Origin of the sequence: Treponema sp. OMZ 803, assembly GCF_024181165.1 — a bacterium.
GTDB lineage: Bacteria > Spirochaetota > Spirochaetia > Treponematales > Treponemataceae > Treponema.
Genome location: NZ_CP051195.1, coordinates 1,120,366 through 1,137,660, shown reverse-complemented (window position 1 = coordinate 1,137,660; position 17,295 = coordinate 1,120,366). Strand labels below are relative to the sequence as shown.

Sequence of the window (17,295 nt, the reverse complement as noted above, 5' to 3'; positions counted from 1 at the left end):
TATTCAAATGAAGCAATGTATTAGTATTGCATTGGCTCTTTTTCTTGCTGCCGCAGTGAGTGCGGAAACGGCATATCCGGTCAGCGTTACCACCTATGACAAAGACGGCAAAGTAATAACGCAGGTCTTTAAGCAAGCGCCTAAAAAGGTTATTACCAATAATCTTTCAATGACGGAAATGCTGATTGAACTCGGCTTGCAGGATCGTATTATCGGTATGCTGGATCCGGATAATGCAGTGACCGGTAAGTATAAGAAAGCGATCGATTCTATCCCTCATATCGGGAATAAGAAAACCGTTTCCCGGGAAGTGGTATTTTCGTATGAACCGGATGCAGTCCTCGGTAGAAACATGATGTTTTCCGAAAAATCTTTGGGTACGGTGAGCTTTTGGAATGAAAACGGCATCCCGATATATGCACAAAAAGCTTCGGTTTTAAATATCAAGCAAGACCTTCAAAATATTATCGAAGATGTGAGAAATCTCGGCATTATTTTTAATGTACAGGACAAGGCAGAAGCGTATGCAAAGCAACTCGAACAGCGTTTGAATGCTGTGCTGCAACATATTTCAACAAAGGGGACTTCTTTAAAGAAGGCGCTTATTATGTGTGCATATAATGGCACAACGTTCGGGGCGTATAAATCTGCATTGCAAGAAAGCCTTCTGAATGTACTCGGTTATACCAATATTGCAACGGGTACGTCAGGGCTTACGACAGAAAATCTGATAACTATGAATCCTGAACTGATCATCTATGTAACGAGCGACCGGAATAAAAAATTAGACGCAAATGCGGTTTCGTCCTTGCAGGCAAATGTAGTACTAGTTGACGTACCCGCTATTGCTCAGCGTAAAATTATGACGATTTCCTATGATGAGCTGATGGACTATGGTCCGGCTGTGCTGAATGCCTTGGAAGCTGTTGATGCCTTCCTGCGGAAGTAGCTTCAATACGAAACGCGATATAACGAACCATATCAGTCTGTCCGGTATAGACATTACCGTATCGGAACCTGCAGAATATAACCTGCAGCACCGTTATCCTGCGGTTTTTGTCAACGACGGACAGATTGAATATCTGGAATCACTGGCCCCGAGTATTTTTTTGTTCGGGCTGCACGCACGCAGCCGATTTGACGACTATACACCATGGGCTGCCGAGTCATTCCGCACCGATTGTCCTCCTTTTGGCGGCAAGGGCGCGGAATATCATCATCTATTGTTCAAGACACTACTGCCCGAACTGAAAACTAAATATCCCCTTGACGATTCGAGGCTTGCATATGGCGGCTATTCCCTCGGCGGCTTAGCTGCCGTGTGGAGTTTATTCGAATATACCGATATACCGTATATATTTTCCCTTTGCGGTTCGTTTTGGTATCCCGGATTTCCGGAATACTGCCGTGAACACAAAGTTTTGCATAGCAATGCCGCTGTCTATTTGCTGAACGGAAAGAGAGAGGGCGGAAAACACGGCAACCGGTTAGAGAATACGCCGAAATACGCAGCAGAAGTACATCAGGCGCTTAGAATGCAGATAGCACATACAACCGTTGTGTTCGATCCGTTCGGGCATCACGATAAAATGTTTGAACGCTTCAGGGCAGTACAGCAGTGGCTTACCGAATGCTGGCAGCTATAGAACAATAATGATTCGTGCAAAGAATCAGTTAATCATAAAAAATTTTAGGCCTTCCAAATTTTTTTTAGTTTTTTCTTGCGTTTTATCTAATTCTATGGGATACTGGAGAAAGTGCAAATATCTTTGTGTTGCGTATCCATGGCAACCGTAGCGGAACTATTTCAAACGGTTGCCTTCCTTGTGTGCGAAATTTTCGATAACATTTCGCACATTTTTATGTTACAAGAATGGTAAACGCATCAGATTGCTAATATCAAAACCCGCAGAATAAGTGAGGACGAACAACCATTTGCGCCATCTTCAACTGTTGTACATCCGTGTACCTCTCAACCGATGTACGTCCATGTACATCGGTTGAGGACAAGTTTTGGAACAAAACTTGTTTCTGACTTATCCCCCGCCCATCCTTGGGCGAATTGACAGCGAGTTTTGTGCGTGCACAAAACATCGCTGTACTGACAGGAAGTCAGTGGTTCCAAACAGTATCGAGTTTTTCATTAGGAAAACTCGAAGCTAAAAAATGTACAAGGATGTACATTTTTTAGCGATGCTATCCTTGGCAGTTCTGGTTGGACGAAGTCACTTATTCTGCGGGGCTGTTAAAACCTAAATCTGATGCGTTTACCCAAGCGTGGAGGGATCATTCTATGTTATTAGTTGGAAACGGTATGCTTATTACCCGCGATCCGAACAAGCCTTTTATCGAAAACGGCTGTGTTTGTATTGAGGGAAGTTCAATCAAAGAGGTCGGTACCGATGCCGAATTGCGGGCAAAGTACCCCGCAGCGGAATATATCGATGCAAAAAAGCGGTGCATCATGCCTGCCTTTATCAATACGCATCATCATATCTATAGCGCTTTTGCCCGCGGCATTGCGTTAAAAAATTACAATCCGCAGAATTTCTTGGATATCTTGGAAGGGCTGTGGTGGCATCTTGATAATAACCTTCTTTTAGAGGACACAAAATACAGCGCTTACACGACGCTGATTGACTGTATTAAAAACGGCGTAACGACGGTTTTTGACCATCATGCAAGCTACGGCGAAACAACGGGGAGTCTTTTTACCCTTGCGGATGTCGCCGAAGAGCTCGGTTTGCGGGTGAACCTTTGCTATGAAGTTTCCGACCGGAACGGCGAGGCTGAGATGAAAAAGGCGGTTGCCGAAAATGCCGAATTTATCCGCGCTTGTCAAAAGAAGAAAAATCCCAAGCAAGCAGCGATGATGGGGCTTCATGCCGCATTTACATTGTCCGATAAAACACTCGAATACTGCGCTTCTCAGCTTCCGGCAGGCGCAGGATACCACATCCATGTTGCTGAGGGTATGTCCGATGTGTTCGATTCGGTGCAGAAACACGGAAAGCGGGTTGTACAGCGCCTCTACGATTTTGATATCCTCGGTAAAAACACCTTTGCCGTGCACTGTATCCACATCAATCCTTTGGAAATGGATTTATTGAAAGAAACCGATACGATGGTTGTGCATAACCCCGAATCGAATATGGGTAATGCAGTCGGCTGTCCGCCGGTGTTGGAAATCTTTAAGCGCGGCATTTTGATCGGACTCGGTACGGACGGATATACGAGCGATATGCTTGAATCGTACAAGGTTGCGAATATTCTACACAAGCACAACACCTGCGATGCCACGGCCGCGTGGACGGAAATCCCCGAAATGCTGTTTACCAATAATGCAAAGATTGCTGCGCGGTATTTTGACGGTGAACTCGGCGTCTTGAAAGCGGGAGCGAATGCGGACGTAATCGTTACCGACTATAACCCGCTGACACCTCTCCATGCCGGTAACGCGAACGGTCACATCCTGTTCGGTATGAATGGCCGTAACGTGGTAACCACTATCGCGGCAGGCAAGGTGCTGATGAAGGATCGCGTTATTACCGTCGCCGACGAAGAAGCCGTCTTTGCCAAAGCACGGGAAGTCAGCGCCGCCCTGTGGAAGAGGTTGTAAACCTATGATAATTCTTAATTATGAATTATGAATTATGAATACCGGTATTCACAAGAGTATGCATCTGAGGAATACCTGGACATATCTAAAAACTCGGTTAGATTTTTAGATATGCCCGGCGAGTTTTAATTTAAGTCCTTATAGTACAGTAACTTAAATTAAAACATCGCAAATAAGCTTAAGGAAAACCTCTAAAAACTGAAGTTTTTAGAGGTAAACGAAGCAGTTATTCACACTGCAATTGTATCGAATTTATGATGATACAAGGGAGAAAATAGAGTATGAGTGATAGAATGAACCCGATACCATTCAAGAATTTGATGGAATGGATTAGAACGGAGTATCAAACCGAGGGGACGATTTTCGGCGTTAAAAAACTGTACCGCGCCGATTCCAAACGTTATTTGGAACTGTTCGAACAGCGGTTTGAAAACCCGCTTGGGCCGGCTGCGGGGCCGCACACACAGTTGGCGCAAAATATCGTTGCTGCGTATGCTGCGGGCTGCCGGTTCTTCGAGCTAAAGACTGTCCAAAAGTTAGACGGAGAAGACCTGCCGGTTGCAAAGCCGTGTATCAATGCGGCGGACGAATGTTACAATGTCGAATGGTCTACCGAGCTGCGCGTACCGCAGGCTTTTGACGAGTATATAAAGGCGTGGTTTGCGCTTAAAGTGATTTCGCAGGAATACGGTCTCGGCAGCCCCGACGGTTTTATCTTTAACATGAGCGTCGGCTACGACCTTGAAGGGATTAAGACCCCGAAAGTTGACGCCTTCATCGAAGGGATGCGGAACGCCTCGAATACGCCGGTGTGGAAGGAATGTACCGACTACCTTTTAAGCCATACCGATTTGTTCCCGTCCGTGTCGGAAGCCTTCCTCCGCGGATTGCCGACGCAGGTGTGTACCTCCATTACGCTTTCCACCTTGCACGGCTGTCCGCCTGCCGAAATCGAACGCATCGCGATGTACCTCATCACGGAAAAACACCTCCATACCTATATCAAGTGTAACCCCACGCTGCTCGGCTATGAATTTGCCCGCGATCGTATGAACAAGATGGGCTATGAGTACGTTCAGTTTGACGATCATCACTTTAAAGATGATTTACAGTTCAGCGATGCGGTACCCATGCTTGAGCGTTTGCTGCAAGAGTCTGATAAGCGCGGACTGATGTTCGGGGTTAAGATTACCAACACCTTCCCCGTAGATATTGCCCGCGGGGAGCTGCCCGGACAGGAAATGTATATGTCGGGGCGGTCGCTGTTCCCGCTGTCTATCGCCGTTGCGTTGAAACTGTCGGAAGTCTTTAACGGAAAGCTTCGTATTTCTTATTCGGGCGGCGCGGATTACTTTAACATTGCCGATATTTATGAAACGGGGATTTGCCCCATTACGATTGCAACAACGATTTTGAAGCCGGGTGGATATGCCCGTTGTCAGCAGCTGGTCGGCGAGTTGACAGCCAAGCCGTTTCACAAGGATTTTTCCATCAACGTGGAAAAACTGCGCCGCCTTTCAAATGCCGTTGTTGAAAACCCGCGTCATCGCAAATCGGTTAAGCCCGAAGCATTCCTCAAGATTCCTGCAAAGGTGCCGCTTGCCGACTGCTTTGCCGCTCCCTGTATTTCCGGCTGTCCCATCAATCAGGATATCCCCGCCTATATCAGACTGACCGGCGAGCAAAAATACGAAAAAGCGCTCCGTGTTATCACCGATAAAAACCCGCTGCCGTTTATCACCGGTACGATCTGTAATCACCGCTGTATGACCGGCTGTACGCGCAATTTCTATGAAGATCATGTGCATATCCGTGCCGTTAAACTCGAAGCGGCGCGCCATGCCATCGAAACTTTGAAACAAAACATAAAGGCGCAAAAACCGGCGCAGAAAAACGGAGCGAAGGTTGCCGTTATCGGAGCCGGCCCTGCCGGTCTTGCAGCCGCCTATTTCTTAACCCGCGACGGAGCGGACGTTACCGTGTTTGAAAAGAAAGCGCGCGCCGGCGGTATCGTGCAGTACGTCATCCCTGAGTTCAGAATCCCTGCCGCGTCGATCGGGCAGGATATTGAGCTGGCATCTTCCTTCGGCGCCTCCTTCGTGTATAACAGCGAACAGCGTTCCGTTGAAGCGCTCAAAAAACAGGGCTTTACCCATGTTGTGTTTGCTATCGGCGCGTGGAAGCAGAGTGCGCTACTGTTAGAAAAAGGCACGGCGGCAAATGTTATCGAATTCCTTGAACAGGCGAAGCAAGCGCCCGAAACGCTCAAGCTGGGGAAAAATGTCGTGATCCTCGGTGCGGGAAACACCGCGATGGATGCCGCCCGCGTTGCAAAGCGTACGAAGGGGGTCGAACATTCCTTTATCGTATACCGCAGAACCAAGCAGTTTATGCCCGCCGATGCGGAAGAACTGGAACTCGCCTTGGAAGACGGAGTTGAATTTAAAGAACTGCTTGCGCCTGTTTCGTACGAAAACGGAATTTTGCGTTGCGAAAAGATGAAGCTCGGTGAACGGGGCGCAGACGGCCGGCAAAAACCGGTACCGTCGGGTGAGTTTATAGACATCCCCGCCGACACCGTAATCGCATCTATCGGTGAAAAAATCGACACCGATCTCTTTGCGGAATCCGGCATTGCGCTGGACGGAAAAGGAAGAGCGCAATACAATCCGGCTACGTTTGAAACGAATGTGAAAAATGTATATGTCATCGGGGATTGCGCCGCGGGGCCTGCCACGGTTGTACAAGCTATTGCCAATGCAACCAAAGCGGCAAAGGCGATTATCGAGTCGGTAAAGGCACAGGCGTGGACGGCTCAGTTTACAACGCTGAACTACAACCCTGTTACCGCATCGGCGTACTCAAAGCGGGCAATTTTAATGCCGATGAACCTTGCCGCCTCCGACGGCGTTGCAAAAGAAAGCATCCGCTGTTTGGAATGCTCGACTGTCTGCGAATCCTGCGTCGATGTATGCCCGAACCGCGCGAACCTTGCGCTCACCGTACCCGGTATGCGTATGAAGCAGATTGTTCACGTGGACGGTATGTGTAACGAGTGCGGCAACTGCGCGACATTCTGCCCCTACGAGAGCGCTCCGTACAAGGATAAATTCACGCTGTTCCACTCGGAAAAAGATTTCCTCGACAGCACAAATGAAGGCTTCCTCTATCTTGATGATGCGCGCAGCCGATGCAGAGTGCGGCTTTCCGGAGAAGTCCGCGACATCACACTTGCAACGGAAACCGCTCTTCCCAAAGAGCTCTTGCAGATTATCAATGCGGTAAAGACGCAGTATGCGTATTTACTGTAGAGTATTTTCAAAAACGTGATTAGTTTTTAGAAATACTTCATCAGCACAGCTGATAACGAGGTGAAAAAAATTAAAAGGCAACCGTATCGGAAGATGCGGTTGCCTCGTCTTCGGCAAAACAGTGACTGTACCTTTTCTCACATTCCTTAACAATGCGTTTTGCTTGCCTTTAGCCCCGTATTCTACTATACTAACGATATGCAAACGCGCTATTTTACCGTTACCGGTATGAGCTGTGCCGCCTGCTCCGCAAATGTAGAAAAGGCGGTAAGTCGTCTTGCCGGTGTAGAGACGGTGCAGGTCAATCTCTTAACAAATCGGATGACCGTCACCTATAATCCCGATACCCTTAATACCGATACCATCATACAAACGATAGAAAAAATCGGTTACGGAGCATTTCCGCTGTCTGAAGAAAATCCGGTGCGACCGTCTGTTCAAAAGACTGATTCTGAAATCGCCGATGCTGAAAAAAAACAATTCATCTTCTCCCTTTTCTTTCTGATTCCGTTGATGTATGTGTCAATGGGACGGATGCTCAAGTTGCCGCTTCCCCCCTTTTTTGCAGGAACCGAGAATGCTCTCATCTTTGTCTTTACGCAATTTCTGCTCACGCTGCCGGTTCTCATACTGAACCGCCGTTTTTTCACTAACGGACTTACGAGCTTATATCACCGCGCACCGAATATGAACAGTCTTATCGCTGTCGGTTCCGGCGCCGCAGTGATCTACGGAGTTTTTGCGCTGTACCGGATCGGATACGGCCTAGGGCACGGTCAATTAGATGTCGTGCAGCTCTATATGAAGGATCTCTATTTTGAATCTTCAGCAATGATTTTAACGCTGATTTCCTTGGGAAAATTTTTGGAGGCACGGGCAAAAAAGAAGACTTCAGAGGCATTACAAAAATTGATACAGCTCCGACCGCAGACAGCTCATGTATTACGGAATGGTACGGAAATTGAAATTCCCGTCGAAAATATTGTGATTGGCGATGCCATCGTTATCCGCCCGGGGCAAACCTTACCCGTTGACGGTACCATAATAGAAGGAAGCACATCGCTTGACGAATCGGCCATTACCGGAGAAAGCATCCCGGTCGAAAAGACTGTTGGAGATTCGGTGATTAGCGCCTCGCATAATTTATCGGGCAGCTTTACTTTCCGGGCAGACAAAGTAGGGAATGACACGACATTGGCGCGGATTATTGCGCTTGTCGAAGAAGCGTCCTCATCAAAGGCTCCGGTTGCAAAACTAGCTGACGTTATCAGCGGCTATTTTGTGCCGATTGTCATGCTGATCTCGCTTGTTGCCTTTATCTCTTGGCTTATCGCAGGGGCGACTTTTGAGTTTGCACTTTCGACCGCTATTTCCGTGTTGGTTATTTCCTGTCCCTGTGCGCTCGGACTTGCGACGCCGACTGCGATTATGGCCGGTACCGGCAAGGGTGCTCAGCTTGGTATCCTTATCCGTTCCGCGGAAGGACTCGAACTCGCTCACCGCATTACCGCTGTTTTGCTCGATAAGACAGGGACTATTACGGAAGGAAAACCGACGTTGCAGCGCATTGAAGTATTTTCCGAACGCTACACCGACAATGATATCCTGTGGGTTGCCTACAGCCTTGAACATTTATCCGAACACCCGCTTGCCCATGCAATCATCCGGGCAGCAGAAGAAAAAAAACTATCGCCGTTTAAAGTGAGTGATTTTATGGCGATACATGGAAAGGGAATCTGCGGAACGGCTACAGTCGATGAGCTTAACGGAATCTCGTTAATCGAAAATGTAAGAATCGGCGCCGGAAATACGAAACTCTGCAAGGAATTGGCTATTCCCATATCGGAAGCGATCCATACGCGGCTTGCGGAAGCTGCCGAAAAAGGCGCTTCTCCGTTGTTGGTTATAATAGGGGATGAATGTGTCGGGCTTATTGCCGTCGCCGATCCGGTAAAGGAAGGCAGCATTCGAGCCATTCGCGATTTCCATGAAATGGGCATCCATACGGTTATGCTTACCGGAGATAATCAACGGACGGCAGAGGCTATCCAAAAAATTGTCGGTATCGGAGATGTCGTAGCGGAATTGTTGCCGCAGGACAAAAAAGCAAAAGTCGAATACTATCGCTCGAAAGGGTTTTCACCGGCTTTTATCGGCGACGGTATTAACGATGCTCCCGCACTGACTGCTGCGGATGTCGGTATTGCGATCGGCGGCGGCACGGATATCGCTATTGAAAGCGCCGATATCGTACTAATGAACAACAGCCTCGAAACGGCGGTTACTGCAATTCAGCTTAGTAAGGCTGTGATGCGTACCATTAAACAAAACCTGTTCTGGGCGCTCTTTTACAATTCGCTGTGTATTCCGCTTGCGGCAGGTCTCTTTTATACCGTATTCGGGCTTAGGCTCAATCCTATGTTTGCCGCCGCTGCAATGAGCTTCAGTTCGGTGACGGTTGTTACCAATGCATTACGATTGAATAGATTCCGCCCGAAACGCATTGCACAGGATGTTCATAATATGCAATACTGTTCGGCTGTTCCTACCGATAAAAAGCATGATGATACAAAACCGGAAAATATAACGCATAAGGAGAATATTGATATGAAAAATATCACGTTGACTGTTGAAGGAATGTCCTGCGGGCATTGTTCCGCTCGGGTTGAAAAAGCGTTGAACGCTATCGAAGGGGTATCGGCAAAAGTCGATTTGGGTGCAAAAACCGCCTCCGTTACCTATCCCGATTCCGTAACAATCGATGCGCTCAAAGCTGCCGTAACCGATGCAGGCTATTCGGTAACCGGCTCACACTAAAGAAATCGGATGAGATTACCTACGGCGTATATCCTCTCTCATCTATTCATTATGTGTAGATTTCGGCATTCGCTTTGCATTCTTGTCTCTTTTCTCGTGCTTGCTCCGCTTGTACCGGCGGCACCGGTAAAAATTACTTTTTCTGCCGATAAGCTGCAAGGCTCTGGTGGAAAGGGACAAACTTCGACCTCACTAACCGGTAACGCAAAGGTAAGCGTTGATTCCCTCAATATTTATGGGGAACGTATCGAATTGTATGGTAAAGATTACCGATATATTAAAGCGAGCGGGAATGTAACGGGTGAGGATGCCGAAAAAGGATTTACGTTTTCCGCTGCCTCGTTATCTTATGACCGCGAAACGGAAGTTGCTGAGTTCATGGGGCAAGCGAAGGTTGAGGATACCAAAAATAAGGTGGAAACATCCGCCGAACGTATTGAGTATAATCAAAAGAATGAAATTATTCTTTTGCAAATGGCTGTAAAATTAAAGAGCAAGGGTATTGCTTGTGATTCGCTTTTTGCCGTGTATAACCGGAATACTTCTATGCTTGAATTAACGGGGAAGCCTACGGTTAAGAAAGGAAAAGATGAATTTAAGGCTGCTCGAATTTCAGTCAATCTTGATACCGAGGATATTAAACTTGAAGGAAAGGTGAGCGGCTCGGTTACCGAAGAAAAAGAAGAAGAAACAACAAAAACGGAAACTCCCCCAAAGGGAGCGATTTCGTCAAAGGAAGAAACAAAAACACCATGAGTGGCGACCTTAACGATTTGCTCCAAGAAGATGTGCTGCAGCATGATATTGAGCATTCCGAACAAAATACGGAAATGGCATTGCTTAACGCCGAACCGTTTCAAGATGCCGAGAGTAATGATGAGCCGGCGCGAAGCGATTTCTTGTATGCCTCTCGGTATTCTATAGATGCTTATATGTCTAAAAGCATATTACGTGTGGAAGGCTTGAATAAATCGTTCCATAAAAAACAAGCTGTCCGTGATGTCAGTTTTTCTATGGCACAGGGAGAAGTCGTCGGACTGCTCGGACCAAACGGTGCGGGGAAAACGACGAGCTTTTACATGATTGTCGGCTTCTATACGCCAAACTCCGGTAGTATCTACCTTGACGATCACCGTATAACCGATCTTCCGATGTATAAGCGCGCTCGCATCGGTATATCCTATTTGCCGCAGGAGGCTTCCGTATTCCGTAAACTCTCCGTCGAGCAAAATATCGATGCTATTTTGGAAACACGAAAAGACTTAAGCCGTGCAGAACGAAAGGCAAAACTGGATGCGCTACTGGAAGAATTCGGTATAACCGCCAATCGAAAACAACCTGCCTATACTTTGTCGGGCGGAGAGCGCAGACGTACTGAAATTGCACGGGCACTGGCTATCGAACCTAAGTTTTTATTACTCGACGAACCCTTTGCCGGTATTGATCCGATCGCCGTACACGATATCAAGCTGATTATCCGATTGCTTGCCCGCCAAAATATCGGAGTGCTTATTACCGATCACAATGTCCGCGATACCTTGGAAATTACCGATCGTGCCTATATCATCAATAAAGGTGAAATCGTGGAACAAGGGCCGCGTCAGAAGATATTGGACTCCGAGATTGCGCGGAAGGTTTATCTCGGTGAAGAATTTAGAATGTAGGGAAATATTATGAAATATATTTGGCTTGTAGCAGGATGCCTTTTTTTAGGGCTTGGCGTACTTGGTGTGGCTTTGCCTATTTTGCCAACCACCCCTTTCGTGCTTGCCGCATTGTTTTGTTTTGCAAAAGGTTCGGATCGTATGCATAGATGGCTTCTTTCTACGAAGCTGTATCAAAAGCATGTTAAAAAGTTTAATGAAACCCGTACAATGACGCTCAAAAGTAAAATAGTTATTTTAGGGTTCGCTTCTTCAATGTTGATTGCCGGGTTTTATTTTTCAAAGAATATCTATGCCCGTATTATCATCATATTGCTGATATGCATAAAATATTATGTATTTATCTTTAAGATAAAAACCGCCCCCGACCCGACAAAAGAAAAGGTGCAGGAAGCGATTGTTATTGATTCTGATCGGTAGAACCGGACGAGTCTTCCCCCTCATTCACTGGAAGTTCGGTTTCTTCATTATTAGAATTAGACGCTTGAACTTTTACGGAATAAAGCTGCATGGTAAGTTTCTTCCCCATACCGTCTACTGCTAAGGTAAGGTCACAGGTAAAAGGGCTGAGCGTACCCGTCAATACAGCCTGCGGCTTTGACATCGCGACCTTATAGATTCCGGTAAGACCGTCAATAATATATCCGCCGACTGTATTTTGTATTATTTCCTCTTGAGGAATAATAAATTGAAAAGATGAAGAGAAGGGCATCCTTCCCAGTTTGAATTTATCCGACCGTATTTCAATATCTCCCGATGGAAGTGCCGTTACGATCAACATTACTTTGTTTTCAACTGATTCTTTGTCTATAGTACTGTATACCGTTTTTTCTGCCCCATTGGAAAGAGCCTTAACATTGACTATTTGACGATATAACACAGCACTTTCAGCGCTGAATACAAGAGCAGTGGCACTCAAATAAAAAAAAGTTAATAAAATTTTCATGTGTTGTATCATAATAATGACATAAAAAATGTCAAGGTACGGTTACAAGCATTGTACACGATACCGCAAACATAGCCTGCCGCATTATTCCTTATAGACCAACTTGATGGGGCAATGGTCGGAACCCAATACATCGGCTTTAATTGATGATTCGCAAATATTCGGTAAAAAGGCGTTGTCTACACAGTGATAGTCTATTCTCCACCCGATATTTTTCTCGCGGGCATGGAAACGGTAGCTCCACCAGGTATATTGATGAGGTTCCGCACAAAAATGCCGGAAGGTGTCGGTGTATCCCGCCTGCGTAAAGGTATCCATCCATGCCCGCTCTTCGGGTAGATAGCCGGGGTTTTGCTCGTTTGCCTTTGGATTGGCAAGATCTATGGGATTATGCGCAATATTATAGTCCCCGCAGAGTACGATATGCCTACCTTCTTTTTGCAGTGCATTACAAAACTCAAGCATCGCAGCGCAAAAATCGAGCTTATAGCCGAGCCGAGCTCCTCCTTCTTGGGAATTGGGAAAATAGGCGGAAATAACCGATACCGTCTTAAAATCGGCTACCAGCACTCGTCCCTCATCGTCAAAGGCGGGAATGTTCATCGTGCGGATATTGAGCGGTTCCTTTTTGCAGAAGACGGCGGTTCCCGAATAGCCGGGCTTTTTTGCCGCCTGCCAATATGTTTTATAGACGCCTTCTTTCCAAACAGGGTTGATCAATTCTGAAGTCAGCTGCTCTTTCCGAGCCTTTGTTTCCTGTAAACACAGTACATCAGGGTTTTCGATATAAAGCCATTCCAAAAAACCTTTTTTTTGGGCGGCGCGGATGCCGTTTACGTTCCACGAAATAATTGAAGTCATAATCGGTATATGCCATAAAATCGTAAAATATGCAATGAGGTATTCTCCATCGGAATTTCACACAATAAAAACTCCGAAATATCGGATACGAAGTAAAAATTATAAGTACGGGGAAAGAGGCTATTGACAAATTCGTGGTTCCGCCGCTTAAGATACCGTCCTTTATGCGCAATATTGCAAACCAACTTACGGCACATGACTATAAGTCAAAGCTGTTTGTTATTTCCAACGGCATCGCTCCTCATTTTAGCTATCTAAAAACAAAAAAGCCTGCAAAATTACAGAATCGTTTTGTTATTTTGGTTATAGGAAGGCTTTCTAAGTCTCTGTAAGCTTAGCCGTATTTTTGCCCGCTGGGGAAGTTCTTCTCCCCGTATGAGCACGGTATCATTTATCGTGATATTTTTGAGATGCTTTTGCGAATGGATCCAATTAAACTCTTTGAACACGCTGCCTTCTATATGTTCCATATAGATAAACCCGTCCTCATATCGGTAAGTACAGTCCATCTCCGCCGGAATACCGGCACCGAAACCTTGAACGGCAATGGTAAAAAGTTTAAACGTATGTTCATCGGTTACCCGATAAAACTCTTTCCATAAGATATGTTCAAACGAATGTTCCCACTCAAACGAAAGAACATCGCCTATCTGCACTGTCTGTATACAATATCGTTCTTTCGTTACCTGATTTGAAATTTCGACAGACTCACTGGAGGAACAGCTTGTCAGCAGCAATACGAAAAAAATAAACGGACACGCTTTATGCAAGGATGTTCGCATAGGCATGAGCCGCAATACAACAAAAAGCCGTTCCATCCAACGTATCCGTTAATTCTGTGGAGTCTTAAAGCCTTTTTCCTGCCAGAACTTTGCAGCGCCCGGATGCAGTGGAATTTTTACATCCTCTACGCCGAAGGACAAATCGATATGCTTATTTGCCGCATTGTGCGATGCTTTAATCGTCGAAATATTATCGAAGATAACAGTCAGCATATCGTACACGACATCCTCGGAAAGGTCGCTGTTTACCAACATGATGTTATATACAAAGACAGTATCTACATCTGTTGTGTTGTTATAAGTGTTTGCCGGAATAATCGTTTGCGAGAAAAACGGATACTTTTGAATCAGTGCATCTCTACCTGCCCCATCAATAGGAACAATTTCCATATCATAGCTGGTAGCAAGCTCCATAATCGTTCCATTCGGCAAACCGGAGGTAACAAAAGCTGCATCGCACTGACCGTTTTTCATTTGATCGATTGCTTCACCGTAAGACAAATAGTCAACCTTGCTATCGGAGTATGTCAACCCATAGGCTTCATAAATCATACGGGCATTTAACTCAACACCGGAGTTTGCAGCACCGACACCGACACGTTTTCCCTTCAGGTCTGCGACGGTTTTAATACCGGATTTACGCAGCGTTACGAGCTGTACGTAATTCGGCCACAAACGCATACATGCTCTCAGCTTAGGATTTGCTTTACCTTCATAGGCGCCGAAGCCCTTATATGCTTGCATGACGGAGTCCTGCATTGCGATTGCAAGCTCAGCCTCTCCTTTGGAGATCATCGAAATATTTTCGGCTGACGCGCCGGTCGCTTGTGAACTGGTATTATACCCAGCCGATTTTAAGGCTTCGGCAAAAGCTCCGCCGATCGGAAAATAAATACCGCTTGTCGGGCCTGTTGCAACCGTGACGAACTCTTTTGTCCTATCAAGGTGATGCTCGGATTTCTCTCCGCTTTCTTTCTTTTCACAGCCTATCGTTGTCAGCACAATCAATGCTACCATACACAACAGGCCGAAAGTTACTCTTACTGTTTTCATACCTTCTCCTATAAAAACTTTTGCAGGATGTTTCAACATCCGAAAAAGTTTTTAGCCATGCGCGTTACGCGCATCCGTAAATAATCGAGTTTGCAACGCAAACCTTCTGTGATTATTTCTCTGTTTTAAACTTGCCTACTTCCAAGACAAGACCGTCTATACTTTGCTTATTTTTTACGGCAATTTCAAGAGACTCTTGTGCCGCTTCATTGATCAGCTCCGTCTGAGAAGCGATATTCTCGATATTTTCCCGCAAGATACGCGTTAAATCGTCCAGCCGCTTTGTTGCTGAAACGACCTTCTCACCGTCGGCAAGCATATCGCCGGAACCGCTTTTTACCTCGTTTGTCACGCCGGTAACATCGTTGATAATACCCCAGATGATTTTTCCGTTTTCTTCCTGCTCGTCCATCGCTTGAACCACTCCTTCGATGGAGCCGCTCAAACCTTTTGAGTATCCCGAAATGATATTAAACTTTTCAACGGCACCCGATGCGGAATCCGCAAGCGCTTTGATCTCGGCGGAGAGATTTTTAAGCGTTATGGAAATCTTTTTACCCTGAGCGCTCGATTCTTCGGCAAGTTTTCTTATTTCCGAAGCGACGACGGCAAAGCCTTTCCCCGCCTCTCCCGCATGGGCTGCTTCGATAGCAGCGTTCATTGCAAGCAGGTTCGTTTGACTTGCAATATTTTCTATTACGGCACCCGCTTCAATCAAATCACCCGATGCGTCCGATATCCGTTGCGACACCTCATTCGCTTTAGCAAGTGTTTCCCTGCCGTCATTGGTAGCCGCAGAAAGATTCCGGATAGCCTCACGGGTTTCCACGACATTTTCCCCTACGGTGTTGATACTGTGCGACATCTTATCAAAAGAGGTAGAGGATTCGGTAATCATAGCTGCTTGCTGTCCGATACTTTCATCCAACCCCCTTAGCGTTTTGATGATATGTTCGATAGCGGCAGCCGTGCCGGATACGCTTTCTTCCTGTTCGACAAACCGCTTTTTCAGATCTTCAATACCGGCAGTAATATTTGAGACCACTTCGCTGACCGACATCATATTGCTTTCGAGATCGGAACCGACCGATTCCATTTCGCGGGAATCCGCCCCGACTTTTTGGATTGAATTTTTTAGTTTTAAAATCGTCTGATTAAAATACGATGACAATACGCTCGTTTCATCCTTACCACTTGCAGGAAGCTCAATCGTAAGGTCTCCCTCTCCCTGCGCAATATTTTTCAGTGCTGCTATCACGTGATTGATCGGACGGGTAATATTACGCGCAATAAGAACACCTAACGCGATAGCAATAATCAATTGACATAACGCAATGATGATAAATGTCTTAATAAGATTTGTCACGTTCTCCGCCATAAACTCCGAGATGGGAGCTGTTAATAGGAGTGTCCAATCCGCATACCGCATCGAGGCAACGGCGGATATATACTCGACTCCTTTTATTTCGGATACGTTGACCAAAGATTTATGCGAAGCAAGCGCCTGCTTAAGAAATTTTGCAAATGCACTCGTATCGCTTCCGATTATTTCATTGTAGATACTCTTATACAGAATTTCGGGACGGCGGTTGCCTAAAACGGTTCCGGATGAACTCACCAAATACGCAGTGCCCGTTTCGCCGACAATAATATCGCTTATTAAATTTGAAAGTGCATCACCTAAAATCGTCGCATTGATAACGCCGGTAATTTTCCCTTGTAAGTCCCTCATAGGAATTGCCACGATAAAAATATATCTTCGATCGGTAGCGGACTGCGAAGGTTCCGTAATAATATACTTTCCTTTACGTGCCGATTGAAACCAATCCGCGCTTGCGACTTTTTCAACCGTATTATCCGTTCGGTACAACATACCGTCAAGTCCGCTTATACCGAAACTGAGCCAGCCGCGCTGTTTTTGCATTTGTATCTCATTTTTAAATAATTCTATTTTTTCTTGATACGATACGGTGTCGTCTTGAATAAACGGCAGGTTTGAAAACGCTTCCAACTTTCCGAACAAGGCCTGAGAGCGTTCGTCTAAAACTTTTGATGAACTTTTTACGAGTTCTTTTAAGAAGTATTCGGTATTATTCAAAAGCGAAACGGAAGCAAAGTATATCGCGACAATATAGACAATCGTTAAAATAGAAACGGCAAATACGGCAAAAGATGTAATCATCTTATTTCTAATGGAAAAAAAACTCGTTACTTTTTGTCTCTGTGAAGCTGTGTGTGCCAT

General features: G+C 45.9%; 13 protein-coding genes. 8 read left to right on the top strand and 5 right to left on the bottom strand.

The genetic code is table 11. From position 1 onward, the window contains the following. The first annotated feature begins 7 nt into the window (after positions 1–7). The 8 genes from ABH09_RS05215 to ABH09_RS05180 all read left to right on the top strand — a co-directional run bounded on the left by ABH09_RS05215 (position 8) and on the right by ABH09_RS05180 (position 11,831). Positions 8–949 carry an ABC transporter substrate-binding protein gene (locus ABH09_RS05215; RefSeq protein WP_253715478.1) on the top strand — a complete coding sequence of 314 codons (942 nt, stop codon included), beginning with the start codon at positions 8–10 and terminating at the stop codon, positions 947–949. Next, positions 912–1,646, top strand: a complete 735-nt coding sequence (locus tag ABH09_RS05210) for an alpha/beta hydrolase-fold protein (protein ID WP_253715477.1) — start codon at positions 912–914, stop codon at positions 1,644–1,646. The genes ABH09_RS05215 and ABH09_RS05210 overlap by 38 nt, the downstream gene beginning before the upstream one ends. A 647-nt stretch (positions 1,647–2,293) precedes the next feature. Further along, complete coding sequence (gene ssnA / locus ABH09_RS05205) at positions 2,294–3,619, top strand: putative aminohydrolase SsnA (RefSeq protein WP_253715476.1); 1,326 nt, start codon at positions 2,294–2,296, stop codon at positions 3,617–3,619. A gap of 281 nt (positions 3,620–3,900) precedes the next feature. Further along, a complete protein-coding gene (ygfK, locus tag ABH09_RS05200; protein WP_253715475.1) occupies positions 3,901–6,930 on the top strand; it encodes a putative selenate reductase subunit YgfK in 3,030 nt (1,009 codons plus the stop codon). A 198-nt stretch (positions 6,931–7,128) separates the two neighbouring features. Next, positions 7,129–9,747, top strand: a complete 2,619-nt coding sequence (locus ABH09_RS05195) for a heavy metal translocating P-type ATPase (RefSeq protein ID WP_253715474.1) — start codon at positions 7,129–7,131, stop codon at positions 9,745–9,747. Between the two features lie 9 nt (positions 9,748–9,756). Beyond that, entirely contained in the window at positions 9,757–10,503 is a 747-nt protein-coding gene (locus ABH09_RS05190; RefSeq protein WP_253715473.1) for an LptA/OstA family protein, read from the top strand. Between the two features lie 176 nt (positions 10,504–10,679). Then, positions 10,680–11,411 carry an LPS export ABC transporter ATP-binding protein gene (gene lptB / locus ABH09_RS05185; protein WP_203232462.1) on the top strand — a complete coding sequence of 244 codons (732 nt, stop codon included), beginning with the start codon at positions 10,680–10,682 and terminating at the stop codon, positions 11,409–11,411. Positions 11,412–11,420: 9 nt separating this feature from the next. Continuing rightward, entirely contained in the window at positions 11,421–11,831 is a 411-nt protein-coding gene (locus tag ABH09_RS05180; protein WP_162663309.1) for a YbaN family protein, read from the top strand. Here the strand turns inward: ABH09_RS05180 and ABH09_RS05175 are convergent. The 5 genes from ABH09_RS05175 to ABH09_RS05155 all read right to left on the bottom strand — a co-directional run bounded on the left by ABH09_RS05175 (position 11,812) and on the right by ABH09_RS05155 (position 17,295). Then, positions 11,812–12,357: a hypothetical protein gene (locus tag ABH09_RS05175; protein ID WP_253715472.1), complete on the bottom strand. Its 546-nt coding sequence runs from the start codon at positions 12,355–12,357 to the stop codon at positions 11,812–11,814. The genes ABH09_RS05180 and ABH09_RS05175 overlap by 20 nt on opposite strands. Before the next feature lie 84 nt (positions 12,358–12,441). Then, positions 12,442–13,218 carry an exodeoxyribonuclease III gene (locus ABH09_RS05170; protein WP_162663305.1) on the bottom strand — a complete coding sequence of 259 codons (777 nt, stop codon included), beginning with the start codon at positions 13,216–13,218 and terminating at the stop codon, positions 12,442–12,444. A 278-nt stretch (positions 13,219–13,496) separates the two neighbouring features. Beyond that, positions 13,497–14,036 carry a DUF1850 domain-containing protein gene (locus ABH09_RS05165; protein WP_230978082.1) on the bottom strand — a complete coding sequence of 180 codons (540 nt, stop codon included), beginning with the start codon at positions 14,034–14,036 and terminating at the stop codon, positions 13,497–13,499. Between the two features lie 12 nt (positions 14,037–14,048). Then, the gene (locus ABH09_RS05160) at positions 14,049–15,053 is read right to left on the bottom strand and encodes a TAXI family TRAP transporter solute-binding subunit (RefSeq protein WP_162663303.1); all 1,005 of its coding nucleotides are present in this window, start codon (positions 15,051–15,053) and stop codon (positions 14,049–14,051) included. A gap of 112 nt (positions 15,054–15,165) precedes the next feature. Then, positions 15,166–17,295: a methyl-accepting chemotaxis protein gene (locus ABH09_RS05155; protein ID WP_253715471.1), complete on the bottom strand. Its 2,130-nt coding sequence runs from the start codon at positions 17,293–17,295 to the stop codon at positions 15,166–15,168.